Consider the following 13,635-nt stretch of genomic DNA (forward strand, 5'->3'; position numbering starts at 1 on the left):
GGAGGATATAAGTCTTGTGCTAAACTGACTTTCTCCCGTTCAATACTATCGAGGATAACCGCAGGACGGAAGCAGTATTCAATCGTTACTTTCGCTCCCGTAATCGTCGTTTACTCGGCCCACAGATGTTTTTTATGTTACGTTTCTTCTGCGAGTGCAAGCGACGCAAGACTCGAGTCCGTGGCCGAAATTAGGCCGTTTCTGCCGGTTTTTCCCGGTGATGGGTCCCCTCGAGACCGAGATACGAACCGAGCGTTCGCAACGCCACCGGGTCGCGGCCGAACGCGGTCACGTCGTTGTCGGCGACGGTGTTGTCGAACTCGAGCGAGCGGCCCTGATCGAGGCCGAAGGGAACGAACGGTAGCGAGTCGACCGCTGAGAGCCCAAACTTCGCCATGCCCATCGGGATCGGAACGATCGTGACGTCTTTCCCGTCGGCCGCGTAGACCAGTTCTGTCACGTCCGCGAGCGTGGCGATCTGCGGGCCACCGATCTCGTAGGTTTCGCCGACGTGGGCATCGTCCTCGAGTGTGTCTACAAGCATCGGGACGAGGTCGCCGACCCAGATGGGCTGGAACCGGGTCTTTCCGCCGCCCGGGAGCCCCGTTACGTACGGCGTCGTCAGCGTCTTCGTGAACTCGACGAACTCGCCGCCGTCGCCGAAGACGACCGACGGGCGGACGATCGTCCACTCGAGCGCCGAATCCCGGACGACCGCTTCGGCCTTCCCCTTGGCGCGGATATAGCCCGTGTTGCCGTCGGGGTCCGCACCGAGCGCGCTCAGTTGGAGGAAGCGATCGACACCGGCGGCCTCGGCAGCGCGGACGAGATTTTCCGTGCCGCCAAGGTGGACCTCCTCGTGGCTCGTTCCCTCGGGCGGTTTGTACAGCGGCGAGAGCGAGACGAGGTTCACGACGGCGTCGTGGCCGACGACAGTATCGGCGATCGAATCGTAGGCGCTGACGTCGCCCATGGCCGATTCGACGCCGTCGGGGAGCCCGCCGTCGTCGGGCGAACGCGACAGCGCCGTCACCTCGTGGCCGCGCTCGGCCAGTTCTTCGCAGAGATTCGTTCCGATGAACCCGGTGCCGCCGGCGACGAGGACTTTCATATCCGAAAGGTACAGATACAGCGATAAATAGGTGTGCGGCTACACTGTTCGGTGTGGCCGGCGTTCGACGGATTGTAATAGGAACCGCCACGAGGTGAGACCATGCTCGTCACGCTCGAGGGATTAGACGGCAGCGGCAAGACGACGGTCTGGGAGGCCGTACACGAGCGCTATCCCGAAGCCGTGTTCACGCGGGAACCGACGGACGATTCGTGGTATGGCGAGGCCGTCTACCGCTCGATCGAGGACGACGACGCCGATCCACTTGCGGAGCTCTTCCTCTACACCGCCGACCACGCCGACCATCTCTCGCGCGTGATCGAACCCGCTCTCGAGCGCGGCGACCTCGTCATTTCGGATCGGTACTCCGACTCCCGCTTTGCCTATCAGGGCGCGACGCTCGCGGCGGCCGAGAGCCACGATCTTCAGGACCCGCTCGAGTACGTCGTCGACATCCACGAGCCGTTCTCGATCACTCCCGATCTGACGATCTACCTCGACCTCGACCCCGAGACTGCCGCGGCCCGCGCGGGGACCACAAACAAGTTCGAGCGAGCCGAGTATCTCGAGTCGGTCCGTGACAACTACGAGCGGCTGATCGAACGTGATCCCGACCGCTTCGTCCGCGTCGATGCGACACAGCCCCCGGCGGCGGTACTCGAGTCGGTGACGGACGCGCTCGCGGCGGCGGTATCCGACTCGAGTTAATCACAGCCAGCGGTCTGGTTCCTGCTCGTGGCGCTCTCCGTCCATCGGTTCGGGCAAAGGCTTTAGTCGTGATAAGTCGTACCACACTTCTGATGGTCCACGCGTTCATCATGGTGAAGACGGCCGCCGGAAAGTCCGAGGGGCTGCTCGCGGAGATCGACGGCCTCGAGTCGGTTGCCGACGCCCACATCGTCGCGGGCAACTACGACATCATCGCCGAGGTCGACGCGCCGGAGGTCTACGACGTGCTCCAGACCGTCTCCTCGAGCCTGCAGGGACTCGGCGGCGTCACCGATACGAAGACGTACATCGCGATGGGCTAGGGAGACCGAGACCACGGGGCTACCCACGTCTTGCCTGGTTCTCCGCCGCTCTCGGTGCTCGAGCGACGGCATTCCATTCGATACCATGGTAGTCCGGCGCAACCTTATTCACCGGGGCGGGCGTACCCCTGTGCATGCGGTTCGTGATTATCGGGGCTGGACGGGTCGGCTTGCGCACAGCACGCGTCTTGCGTGACGAGGACCACGAGGTGACGATGGTCGAACGCGACGAGCCGACGCGCAGACGGGCCCGCGACCAGGGCTTTACGGTCATCGACGGCGACGGCTCCCGCGAGGACATCCTCGAGGAAGCCGGCGTCGAGAAGGCCGATGCCGTCGGTGCGCTGACCGGCAACCTGAACGTCAACTTCACCGCTTGCATGATCGCCAACCACTACGGCTGTCGGACGGTCATGCGGATCGACGAGGCCTACCGCGAGGGCATCTACCGCAAGTACGCCGATCAGGTCGACGAGATCATCTACCCCGAGCGACTCGGCGCGATCGGCGCGAAAAACGCCCTGCTTGGCGGGACGATCCGCGCCATCGCCGATATCGCCCCGCACCTGCAGGTCGTCGAACTCACGATCACCGACGCGGCCCCCGTCAACGGCTACACGATCAGCGAACTGCACCTGCCCGCCGACGCGACCGTCCTCGCCTTTGGCAAGCGCGATCAGTCCCTCGGCATCCCGACGGAAGACCTCTCGCTCGAGGACGGCGACCGACTCGTCGTCCTCGCGGACTTCGACGTTCTGAGCGAGGTGCGCCAACTGCTGGTCGGCGAAACGGCGACCAAAGCGGCCGCGAACGCGGGCACGGGCTCGAGTTCGGCGGCGACGGAACTCTTGGAGGGTGAAGCGGATACGGAGACAGAGCAGACGAAAACGGACTCGGAGACCGACTCCGACACCGGAGGTGTCAACTGATGGTTACCGCGTTTATTATGATCAAGGCGAACACGGGCGAGGCGGATCGGCTCAAAGACAGCATCGAATCCATCGACGGCGTGCAGTCGGCCCATATCGTCGCGGGCGATGTCGACCTCATCGCGAAAACACAGGTCGAGACGCCGGCCGCAGTCAAGGAGATCGCAGCCACCCACATTCAGGCCATTCAGGGCGTCGAGGACACGCAGACGTATATTGCGATGGATTAAGATCGAATTTTTGCCGAGGGTGCGCCGCAGGCGCACCCGTGGTTCGAAAGGCGCGGAGCGCCTTTCGTCATCAAGCGAGACCTCCGGTCTCGCGGACCTCGCGAATGGAAGATTCGCTCAGTCACGAGAGAGCTTCGCTCTCTCGAACGACAGCGCAAAACTTCGTTTTACATCGGCATGCCACCGCTGCCATTGGTTCCGTCGCCGTCCGCGGCCTGTCGGCCTCTGCTCTGGGCGTTCTCGAGCAGCGTCGCCGCTTCGCCGCGGTAGTCGTAGCCGGGGATGATCCCCTGTGCGAAGGTGCCTTCGACGAATTCGATCAGGGCCTTGGCGTCGGCGACGCCCTCGCCGGCGTCCCACGCGATGTACTCGAGGGTGACACGGACTTCGTCGGCGTCGCGTTCGACGAGCGGGTCGTCGTGGGTGCTCGTCTGCGCGACGGTGAAGACGTCCGCGAGCCGGCGCTCGAGGGTTTCGAACCAGCCGTTTTCGACGGGGTCGGCGACGACCTCGTCGGCGACGGCTGCGTCGAGCGTGGGGAGGAAAACGGTAACGTGGAATCGGCCGTCGCGCTTGCCCTCGGCGTCCGCGGCCGTGATGGTGGTGTCGAAGACTGTCGTCTCGAGGGCGTAGCCGTCGTCGGTCCGGTCGAACGCGTCGTGGGACTCGAGTTCGCGCGCGATGGGGTCTGGAAGCTCGGTCATTGTCGACCGAACGGGCGTGGCGGAAAAGGGTGTTACGTTGTCGTGACTGCGAACGGATCGATTCGGCGGAAACCGATACAGCGTTGATGTCGGACGGAAGTCTCGGCGGTCTTGAGGGGACCGTTTCACGGGGAAGTACCGAGTTTCTACCGGAAACGGCCCCCATTACTACAAGCGAAACCGTCCTCTATCGACGGCATGAGTCTGGACAGACACGCCGCGGAACGTCGTCGCTTCGCTCGCCTCCTCGGAACGGACGGCGATCACGGTTCCGGCCTGCCGATCGGCGGGCAGGACGCCGACGAGGAAGCGGACGACCAAGACGCGACCGACCGCGACGACGATTGCTCGAGCGACGACGCAGCTACGACGTCTGCCGGTCGTTGAGGAACGAATCGAGTGCCGTCGCGACTTCTTCGAAGTCTTTGACCGTCAGCCCGTCCGTCGTGGCGAAGACGCCTTCGCTGTCGTTTGTCACGCGGATGAGAAAGCCGTTCTCGAAGACCCGAATCGTGTAGTCGTAGGAACCGAGTTCCGACCCTTCATAGGCCGTCTGCGTGGTCTTGAAGCCGCGCCACTCGTGGCCGATAAACGTCGAGAGATCGGCGTCGCGCTCGAGGTCCTCGCGGAGGTAGAGCTGCTCGAAGTCGTCGCGCGTGAAGTAGGTGACCGAGCGGAGGCTGTCGCCGATAGCCGTTCGACAGGTCGCGACGATCTGCTCTGCCGCCTCTGACGTGAGTATCCCAGTCGGCATACGTGACCAGTCGAACCCCGCGAACTTAACGACGAGGGCTACTCACAGTTTGCTGAAAGAGTCGCAAGCGGTCGGGCGGGTCCGATTACGCCTGCTCGATCGCCCGGTCGAGATCCGCGATCACATCGTCGACGTCCTCGATCCCCACCGAGAGGCGCACGAGGTCGTCCGTGACGCCGCTGGCCAGCTTCTCCTCTTCGGTGAGCTGCTGGTGGGTCGTGCTCGCGGGGTGAATGATCAGCGTCTTCGCGTCGCCGACGTTCGCGAGCAGGCTCGTGAGGTCGACCTCGTTACAGACCGTCTCGGCGGCGTCGTAGCCGCCCTCGAGTCCGAAGGTGATCATGCCGCCGTAGCCCCCTTCGAGGTACTGCTGGGCGTTCTCGTGGGTTTCGTGGCTCTCGAGGCCGGGGTAGTTAACCCAGGAGACCTTCTCGTGGTCCTCGAGGTACTCCGCGACGGCCATCGCGTTGTCACAGTGTTTCTCCATGCGCAGGGGCAGCGACTCGAGTTTCTGTAGGGTGACCCACGCGTCGAAGGGGGCCTGCTGGTTGCCCAGATCGCGTAGGCCGCGAGTGCGGGCGACGACCGAGAAGGCCGCGTCGCCGAAGGTTTCCTGGAAGTTCACGCCGTGGTAGGCCGGATTCGGCTCGGTGATCTCGGGGTAGTCGCCCTCGGACCACGGGAACGAGCCGCCGTCGACGAGGACGCCGCCGACGGTCGAGCCCGCGCCGTGGATCCATTTGGTCGTCGAGTTCCAGACGAGGTCCGCGCCGTGGTCTAGCGGCCGGCAGAGATACGGCGTCGCGAAGGTGTTGTCGACGAACAGCGGCACGTCGTGGTCGTGGGCGATGTCGGCGATCCGTTCGATGTCCGGCGTCACGAGCGCGGGGTTGCCGATCGTCTCGAGGTGGACGAAGGCGGTGTCGTCGTCGATGGCCTCGGCGTAGGCCTCGTAGTCGAGCGTATCGACGAACTTCGTCTCGATCCCGCGCTTTTCGACGGTGTGGGTGAGGTAGGTGTAGGTTCCGCCGTACAGCGACGACGAGGAGACGATGTTGTCGCCGACTTCGGCGAGGATGAACGTCGCGAGGTCGAACGCGGCCATCCCCGACGACGTCGCGAGCGCCCCGACGCCGCCCTCGAGCGTCGCGATGCGTTCCTCTAACATCGCGTTCGTCGGGTTCATGATCCGCGAGTAGATGTTGCCCGCCTCTTCCAGTCCGAACAGCGCGGCGGCGTGGTCCGTGTCCTCGAACTGGTAGGACGTGGTCTGGTACAGCGGCGGCGCGCGGGCACCCGTCGTCGGATCGGGCTCTTGTCCGGCGTGGACGCTGTTCGTTGCGAATCGATGTCCATCGGAATCTGAATCGTCGCTCATACTGGTATATCAAACGGGGACTGGTAAAGCTATTAGGCGAATCGGTTCGGTTCCGGTCGTACAGTAACTACTGAATCGATTCACACACTGATCGCAACGCAGTCCGGCGAGCAGGTGTCTATCGAGTTTCAGTGGCGACGAAACTTGTCGGTCGAACGGCCACCGGGGCCTCGATCCCGACTCAGAGTTCGAGCACGCTGACGATACGCAGGCTCTCGAGGACGAGCCACCCGACGAACAGCCCGTAGGTCACGAGCAACGCCCACGCCTCCCGACGGGAGAGGTACATCTCGGTTCGCGAAATCGCGAAGAACGTGATCGTCGCGAGGACCAGAAACCCCATCATCGGGACGATGTACGCGAAGTTGATCGTCAGCGAGCCCGCCACGAGGACGCCGACCGGGACGGCGACGAGCAGGTCGAACGTGTTGCTCCCGAGGACGTTCGCCAGCGTGACCGTCGGCCGATCGGCCCGCGCCGCCGCGAGACTGACGAAGGCGTCTGGAAGGCTCGAGCCGGCCGCCACGACGGTCATCCCCCAGAGGAACGACGGCGTGCCGAACGCGTCCCCGAGTCCGATTGCGGCTCGGACGAGTGCCTCGACGCCGACGACGATGAGCACCAGTCCGAGCCCGAAGCGGAGCCACGTCGGGACGAGCGCGATCGAGTCGTCGCTCTGCTCGTCGCTCGCCGCGGCGTCGAGGTACTGGGTGAACACGTAGAGGCCGTACAGCCCGAGCGGAAACAGCGCAAGCGGTCTCGAGACGGAGCCCCTGACGAGGCCGTCGGCGCTATCGACGGGGTTGTAGATGACCGCGAGCGAGAACGTCAACAGCAACGCGGCGACCGCGAGCATGTAGAACAGCGACTCCTTGTAGACCAGTTCGCGCGTCGTGTCGACCCCGCCGCCGACGAGGACCGCGAGCCCTGGGATCACGAGAAGATTGAACACCGCCGAGCCGACGATGGAGCCGACCCCCAGTTCGAACTCGCCGTGGAGCAACGTCGCGAGCAACACGCTCGCCAGTTCGGGGGTGCTCGAGCCCACGGCGGCGACGATCGCCCCTTGGACGACCAGCGGGAGCCCGTACGCGGCGGCGAGCCCGTTCGCTGACTCCTCGAGCCAGTCGCTGCCCTTCCAGACGACCGCCGTCCCGGCGGCGGCGAGCACGAGTAAGGCGAGGATATCGATCATCGCTGTGAGCCGGCGAGCCGCCGGCGAACCCGGTTCGGAGCGGTCGTCCGCGGTCCGTCGTCCGTCGGATCGTCGGTGCCTCCGTTCATACTATCCCGTCACCGTCCGGACGTGTAAACGTGCCTGACTATCGGCGGGACGCGTTACGAAGAAGAAAAACCGGCCGACACGACGGTACCTTGTCAGCCGAAAAAACACCCGCTCGGCGTCAGCGCGATCGCGCGAGCAGGGCGGCCGCGAGGGCGGCGATCGCGGCGATCGCGACCCCGCTCGTGAAGCCGGGGACCGAGTCCGATTCGTCGGATCCGGTCTCGTTGCCCGAGTTTTGACTCTCGTTCTGTGATGCCGACCCGCTGTCGACGGTGAGCGTCCCCGCCTCGAGTGACGGGTCGATGCGGTCGCCACCGTCCGCGTCGATCTGGAGGTCCGTTACCTCGAGGGCGGTCGAGCCGGCGTCGGTGCCGTTTACTTCGATCGTCGCGAGCGTCACGTCGCTCGCGCCGGGGGTTACCTCGTCTGTGAGGTCGGCGGCCTCGACGGTGACTGACTGGCCGTCGGCGCTCACTATCGGATCGGTCGTCGGGCCGTACCGGTCGGGGTAGCTGGCGTTTGCGATGGTCGCAGTTCCCTCGTCACCGGACAGTTCGACGGTGAGTTCGAACCCGGCGAGCCCGTCCGGCGCGTCGGTGAGCGCGAGCCGGTGGGTCGCCGTCTCGCCCGACTCGACGGCCGCGTCGTCGACGACGAGGTCGGGCCCGGCGGCCGTCTGCGTCGCGGGCGCAGTCGTGGCTCCCGCGGCGGCGACAGCCATCGAAGCGATCGGGACGATCGCCACGCCGACCGCGAGGGCGACGAGCAGCGCCGCGACGGGCCGTTTCCACCGTCGCAACGGGGTCGAATCCCGGTCCGATTCGCCCGTCGATGTGCGTCCCCGGCTCGCCTCGCTGATTGCCGGATCGGCGTCGTGCCGTACCATCGGCTCAGATCTCGTCGTAGAGTTCGGTGATGTCGTCGTAGTCGATGCGACCGTTGTCGTTGAAGTCGTAGTAGTCAGTGTAGAGGGTGACCGACTCGTCCTCGATGGAATCGAACAGCAGGACTACGTCGTCGTAGTCCAGTCGGCCGTTGCCGTTGACGTCCTCGAACTTCCCGTCGCCGTCGGGATCAGTCGGCTGCCGACCGCTGCCGGAGCCGCCGCCGACAGCCGGTGGGCCGGTGACGACGACGCCAGGTCGGGACTGCGGTTCGATGGCGATCCCGTCGTCGTCGTCCAGCGCGTGGACCTCGACCGTGATATCGGTCGTCCCGGTGCCGGTGCCCTCGAGTTCGAGCGAGGCCAGCGTGACGTCCATCGCGCCCGGTTCGATCTCCTCCTCGAGGTCGGCGAACTGGAACTCGACGCTCGAGCCGTCGTCGCTGATCGTTGGGCCAGCGGTGAGTTCGAGCGCGTCGTGGTAGTCAGCGCCGGTGATCTCCGCGACTTCGGTGTGTGCGAGCGAGACGGTGACGCGACCGCCGGCCAGTCCCTCGGGAACCGACGAGAGCGTCAGGTCGGCCGTCCCGGTGGCACCGTGACTGACCGCGACGGAGTCGACGTGCAGCGACGTTGGCGGCTCGTAGACCCACAGCGCGTCGTTGGGATACGAGCGCCCGAAACTCCCCTTATCCTCACAGAGGAGGACGCGGCCGTCGTCGAGCACCATCACGTTGTCCACGTTGATCGGCGCGGAATCCAGCGTCGACTCGCCGTCGCTCGCGTCGGGGCCGACGACGACCGACTCGAGCGTCGAGATGTCGTAGCCCGCCTCGAGTTCGGCCCGGTAGACGACGCCGCCGTCGACGCGCTCGATCCGGACGTTACCCTCGTCGTCGGCCATTCCGTCGTTGAGCTCCGAGATGCCGACGTAGACGAAGTCACCGGGCTCGGCTTCATCGTGGGCGTCGACGCCCTCGGCCTTGCGGAACTCGACGCTGGCACCGATTTCCTTGGCCGCGGCGCGGGTCTCGAGGAAGGGAACCCGGCGAAGGTCCTCGTCGACCTCGTCCGGTCCGTCTTCCTCGTACTGCGCGGCCCACTCGACGATCTCCTCGTCGGTGATGTAATCCTGATTCCCGTTGACCGCGACCTCTTCGTCGGCTTCTGCGAGCGCGGTCTCGAGGTCGTCATCCCAGTCGGTTTCGGCGTGGGTCTCGAGGTAGTCGACCTGCGTGATGTCGTCGTACTCGGTGATCCAGGACTCGATCTCGGCGTTGCTCGCCGTGCCGAGTTCCAGCCACTCGATCTCGAGGTCGACCTCTGCCGGCGGTTGGTTCGTCGCGGCCTCGTCGTTGGTCACGCGGGTGGCGTACAGCGTGCCGCGGACATCCATCCGATCGTCGTAGCTCGGAATCGGCTCGTCGGCGACGAACTTATAGAAGCCCTTGCTCGCGCCGTCGGAGGTGAGGTAGACGGTCCGCTCGTCGGGCATGACCTCGGGACACTCGAAGGCGGCCCGACCCATAACGTAGTGTTTGACCGGTGTCGGCTCCGCGGCCGTCGGCTCGGCGATCTCGACGATGTGGCCGTACCGGTAGCGGTTGGGATACCCCTCGCCCAGCGGCTCGAGCGTGTTCACCGTCCCGTCGCCCTCGTCGACCTGATCGACTGGGTCGGTGCCGAGGTAGTAGGCCTGCATCTCGAGGCCGCTCAGTGCCCAACTGCCCTGCGGGTTCCACGAATCGTCGAACAGATCGCCTAGCGCGCCCGCGATGTCGCCCGGATTCGGTCGGTTCCAGAACGCCGCCGCGCCGCGAACGCCGACGCCGCTTTCCGAGTCCACGACGTCGCTAACCGTCGCCGTTCCCGAGACGCGCGGATGGCTGTAGTCTTCCTCGGCCGACAGCGGCGTTGCCCACGGGCTCAGGTCGCCGTAACAGTTGATCCGGGTGCCGCCGAGTTCGCGGAACGACTCGAGATTCTCGAGTTCCATCGCATCCTCGAGGGCGGCCGTCCAGCCGTCCTCGCCGCGGCTGATCGGCGTCCGGCTGATGCCGCCCGGACTCGTCTCGTTGTTGGTAAAGAGGTAGCCCTCGAGTCCGTCTTCGTCGGTCGGAACGAAGAAGTTCATGTCAGGATTGGTGCCGACAGCACCGTAGCGGCTGCCGACGAAGTCTGCGATGTCGGTGCCGTCGGGCGTCTGTGGGTGCCCCCATCGCTCCGCGCCGCCGTTGATCGACTCGCCCTGCTGGACGAGGATGTCGTATTCGCCGCCGGCGACCTGAACTCGCTGCTGTGCGGCGTCGCTCCGCGGGGCCTCGAGTTCGTCGAACTCGTCGCTCGTCCCGTTGAACGTAAACTGGTGGCCCGCGAGGACGCCGACCGCGGCCGTGTCGTACGGCGGTTCGTTTTGCTCGCTCGGATGTTGCAGACTGAACAGTACCTCCCCGTTTTCGAACACGAACGGCCCGGTGACCTCCGCCCCGTGAGCGGTGGTCGCGAGCCGTTTGAGGTCCCCGCGGACCAGTGGTGCCCCGGGCGTATCGGGGTCGTCGACGCCGCTCTGTGCACTCGCTACGCCGCTCGCTCCGATCCCGATGGCGGCTGCCGCCGAGGACGCCATCAGCTTCCGCCTGGTAAATTCGACCATGCAGGCGGTGGAACCCATCGAGGTATAGTTAGATTTTATAATATTCGTCCAAAGGATAAACAATTCTAGTGGAGTGGATTATAGTGGCCCTAGGAGAATACAACAGTACGAATGCTATGTATCCGTACGTACTGCTACCGAACGAAAGCCGTCGCGACGCTGATCGCACCGGCACCCGAAACCGGTCGAAAAGCAACAGCCGTGTTCGGTGTCGCTGGCCAGGCTACTCGTCCGTATCTAGCTGCGCCGACGGCAGAACGGGGATGGAGTCAGTTTGACGACGATTCGAACCGATAGTCGGCTTACTCGAGGTCTCGCTCGGCCGCTTCGGTCCTGATCTCGTCGGCGCGGTCGTGAACCCACGAGCAGTAGCGCTCGATTTCGCTCGGCGTAGTGCCGTAAAAGGAGGCGACCCAGTTGACGTCCGCCCACTTGCAGGTGACGAGGTAGGCGGCGAGGGTGTCCTTGCCGGACTGGACGACCTCCGGCGGAACGCCGCGGTCGCCGGTGTTCTCCTCGACGAAGCCGTTGACATCGAAGTAGACGTCGGCGTAGAGCCGAGCGTCCTCGAGGTCGTCGAACGCGATGTCCGTGTGTTCGGGCGCTTCGAATCGGTAGCGCGGGTCGCCGTCGTCGGCCGCGTCGGTCTCGACGATGCGAACGCCGAGAACGTAGGCGTCAACGATCGACTCGTCCGTATCGGGGCTGGCTGTGGTCTGGGACATGGTGAAACGGGCCCAGCCGAACCCAGTCCTATCGCGATATTGAACCTTCGTATGTGCCGTATATATCTCTCGAGAACTACCCGTTCCGATACTGAGACCCATGCTCACGGTTGTGGGAGCCGCGAGGCGACAGTGACGGTGACCAGCCGTCGCGTTCCCGATATTGCCGTGCCGTCACGCCGTCGAGTCTGGCTCGACGACGCTGGGGAGCCGAACGGTCACGGAGGTCCCGGTTTCGTCCGTTTCGAACGCGATGTCGCCGCCGAGTGCCGTCACCGACCACGAGACGATCCACAATCCGAGCCCGCTGCCGTGTTCCAAGGCCGTCTCCTCGCCGCGCTCGAGGACGGCGAGTTCGTGGTCCGGGATCCCCGGCCCGTTATCGCGGACGGTGAAGCCGGCGGTTTGGTCGGCATCGCCATCGTACTCGATCGTCACGCGGGGCGTCGCCGCGTCGCTGTGGACGAGCGCGTTTTCGACGAGGTTCGTAAAGACGAGGTCGAACAGTTCCCGGTTTGTCTGCAGCCGGCAGGTCTCGGGAACAGCCACGTCGACCTCTCCCGACAGCTCCGCCTCAAGGTCGGCCGCGATCGACTCGAGGGTGTCGCGGGCGGACAGCGTCGCCGGCGAGCGGGGCCCCGTTTCGATCGCTCGTTCGAAGTCGCGGGCCTTCTCGCTCGTCTCGAGGACCCCGCTGACATCGTCGCCGACCGTCTCGAGCATCTCGGCGAGGTCGTCGTCGTCGACGCGGTCGGCGGCGATCCCGACGTAGCCGCGGACGGCGGTCAGATCGTTCCGGAGGTTGTGACGCAACACTCGGTTGAGGATCTCGAGGCGCTGTTCGCGCCGGCGCTGGTCGGTGATGTCCTGTAAGATTACGGTGTGGCCAACGGTCCGGTCCGAGCCGTCCCGCAGCGGGGACGTCGACACCGCGAACTCCCGCCGATCGCCCCGGTCACTCCGCGTGAGTACCGTGTCCCCTGCGTCGACGCGGACATCCGTCACCGCCTCGAGCGATTCGCCGAGGACCGCCGATCGCGCGGCGTTGAATAGGGTCTCGGCCGCCGGATTGTAGTCGACGATCCGCTCGTCCGTGTCGACGACGAGAAACGGGGACTCGAGATCGGCGATCGCCGACCGGTCGGCCGTGCGCCGAACAGCCGGGCTGTAGGTGAACATCTGTCCGCCGACGAACGCGTAGGTGTCGAGGACCACGTGGGGCAAGAACATGACGGCAGAGAGGTTGAGCTGCGGGACGGGGCCGAGTTCAAAGAGCCAGACGAGCAGGGCGATCCCCGGCGGGAGCGTGCTTAACCCGACCGCAAGTGCTTCCGTGCGGTACAGTGGGCCGTAACTGATGACCGTATCGAACAGGAGCAACGTCCCCGAGGCGGCGAACACCGTCGCGGCCATGATCGCGAAAACGGCCCACGCGTTGCGATCGTACGTCACCGTCGCCGCGCCGTAGACGGGCTCGATCCGGAACCCGCTCCAGACGAGTTCGTGCAGCGGGTTCGTTACCACCAGCACCGTCGTGACCACCGGGACGAGCACCAACAACCCGAACCATGGCGTCCGGATGAGATTTCCGCGACCGGTGTACTCGAGGCCGAAGGCGAAAAACGCGATGGCGGTCCACAGAATGCTACACCACGTCACGACCTCGAATCCCCACCGTAGCGCGGGATCGAAGACGAACAGCGACGTGCCGTAAGCAAAACACCACAGCGCCTGCATGAGAAGTGTCAAGAGCAACCAGTTCGCGCCCGGCTTCCCGCGGTGCTGTCGGAGATAGTACAGCAACAGCACCGTTCCGATGCCCGACAGGATCGACCCGGCTGCCGGCCACGGAACCGTCACCATGCTACGCAGGGTACCAGCACAGCGACTTCGGTGTTTCGGCCCGCCGTCAGAACGCGGTCGCCGGCGGCGGTCGATTCTACTCTCGAGTC

14 protein-coding genes are annotated in these 13,635 nt (G+C 65.1%); 5 read left to right on the top strand and 9 right to left on the bottom strand.

Annotated features, from left to right (window positions below):
• Positions 1 to 190: 190 nt before the first annotated feature.
• A complete protein-coding gene (locus ACJYUO_RS01435; protein ID WP_494343635.1) occupies positions 191 to 1,111 on the bottom strand; it encodes a complex I NDUFA9 subunit family protein in 921 nt (306 codons plus the stop codon).
• A 102-nt stretch (positions 1,112 to 1,213) separates the two neighbouring features.
• Here ACJYUO_RS01435 and tmk point away from each other — a divergent pair, with 102 nt between their 5' ends.
• From tmk to ACJYUO_RS01455, 4 genes are all read left to right on the top strand, one after another.
• The gene (tmk, locus tag ACJYUO_RS01440) at positions 1,214 to 1,819 is read left to right on the top strand and encodes a dTMP kinase (protein WP_494343636.1); all 606 of its coding nucleotides are present in this window, start codon (positions 1,214 to 1,216) and stop codon (positions 1,817 to 1,819) included.
• Positions 1,820 to 1,911: 92 nt separating this feature from the next.
• A complete protein-coding gene (locus ACJYUO_RS01445; RefSeq protein WP_494343637.1) occupies positions 1,912 to 2,142 on the top strand; it encodes an Lrp/AsnC ligand binding domain-containing protein in 231 nt (76 codons plus the stop codon).
• Positions 2,143 to 2,276: 134 nt separating this feature from the next.
• Entirely contained in the window at positions 2,277 to 3,071 is a 795-nt protein-coding gene (locus ACJYUO_RS01450) for a potassium channel family protein (protein ID WP_494343638.1), read from the top strand.
• Complete coding sequence (locus ACJYUO_RS01455; RefSeq protein WP_494343639.1) at positions 3,071 to 3,301, top strand: Lrp/AsnC family transcriptional regulator; 231 nt, start codon at positions 3,071 to 3,073, stop codon at positions 3,299 to 3,301. The genes ACJYUO_RS01450 and ACJYUO_RS01455 overlap by 1 nt, the downstream gene beginning before the upstream one ends.
• A gap of 167 nt (positions 3,302 to 3,468) precedes the next feature.
• Here the strand turns inward: ACJYUO_RS01455 and ACJYUO_RS01460 are convergent, their stop codons facing one another.
• Positions 3,469 to 4,005, bottom strand: coding sequence for a DUF5813 family protein (locus ACJYUO_RS01460; RefSeq protein ID WP_494343640.1), 537 nt, complete (start codon positions 4,003 to 4,005; stop codon positions 3,469 to 3,471).
• 198 nt (positions 4,006 to 4,203) lie between these two features.
• Between ACJYUO_RS01460 and ACJYUO_RS01465 the strand changes: the two genes are divergently transcribed.
• Positions 4,204 to 4,392 carry a hypothetical protein gene (locus tag ACJYUO_RS01465; RefSeq protein ID WP_494343641.1) on the top strand — a complete coding sequence of 63 codons (189 nt, stop codon included), beginning with the start codon at positions 4,204 to 4,206 and terminating at the stop codon, positions 4,390 to 4,392.
• On the opposite strand, the gene ACJYUO_RS01470 is transcribed toward ACJYUO_RS01465, so the two are convergent.
• The 7 genes from ACJYUO_RS01470 to ACJYUO_RS01500 form a co-directional block, all read right to left on the bottom strand.
• On the bottom strand, positions 4,370 to 4,759 hold the full coding sequence (locus ACJYUO_RS01470; RefSeq protein WP_494343642.1) for a DUF7522 family protein: 390 nt from the start codon (positions 4,757 to 4,759) through the stop codon (positions 4,370 to 4,372). The two genes, ACJYUO_RS01465 and ACJYUO_RS01470, sit on opposite strands and share 23 nt — an antisense overlap.
• A gap of 85 nt (positions 4,760 to 4,844) precedes the next feature.
• Positions 4,845 to 6,137, bottom strand: a complete 1,293-nt coding sequence (locus ACJYUO_RS01475; protein WP_494343643.1) for an O-acetylhomoserine aminocarboxypropyltransferase/cysteine synthase family protein — start codon at positions 6,135 to 6,137, stop codon at positions 4,845 to 4,847.
• 181 nt (positions 6,138 to 6,318) lie between these two features.
• Complete coding sequence (locus tag ACJYUO_RS01480; protein ID WP_494343644.1) at positions 6,319 to 7,332, bottom strand: sodium:calcium antiporter; 1,014 nt, start codon at positions 7,330 to 7,332, stop codon at positions 6,319 to 6,321.
• A gap of 208 nt (positions 7,333 to 7,540) precedes the next feature.
• A complete protein-coding gene (locus ACJYUO_RS01485) occupies positions 7,541 to 8,308 on the bottom strand; it encodes a hypothetical protein (protein ID WP_494343645.1) in 768 nt (255 codons plus the stop codon).
• A 4-nt stretch (positions 8,309 to 8,312) separates the two neighbouring features.
• Positions 8,313 to 10,958: an alkaline phosphatase PhoX gene (locus tag ACJYUO_RS01490; RefSeq protein WP_494343646.1), complete on the bottom strand. Its 2,646-nt coding sequence runs from the start codon at positions 10,956 to 10,958 to the stop codon at positions 8,313 to 8,315.
• 302 nt (positions 10,959 to 11,260) lie between these two features.
• Positions 11,261 to 11,683 (bottom strand): hypothetical protein, encoded by a 423-nt coding sequence (locus ACJYUO_RS01495; RefSeq protein WP_494343647.1) that lies wholly within the window; start codon positions 11,681 to 11,683, stop codon positions 11,261 to 11,263.
• Between the two features lie 174 nt (positions 11,684 to 11,857).
• Positions 11,858 to 13,546: a histidine kinase N-terminal 7TM domain-containing protein gene (locus ACJYUO_RS01500; protein WP_494343648.1), complete on the bottom strand. Its 1,689-nt coding sequence runs from the start codon at positions 13,544 to 13,546 to the stop codon at positions 11,858 to 11,860.
• Positions 13,547 to 13,635: the final 89 nt, after the last annotated feature.

The organism is Natrinema sp. CRL1 (assembly GCF_059162405.1).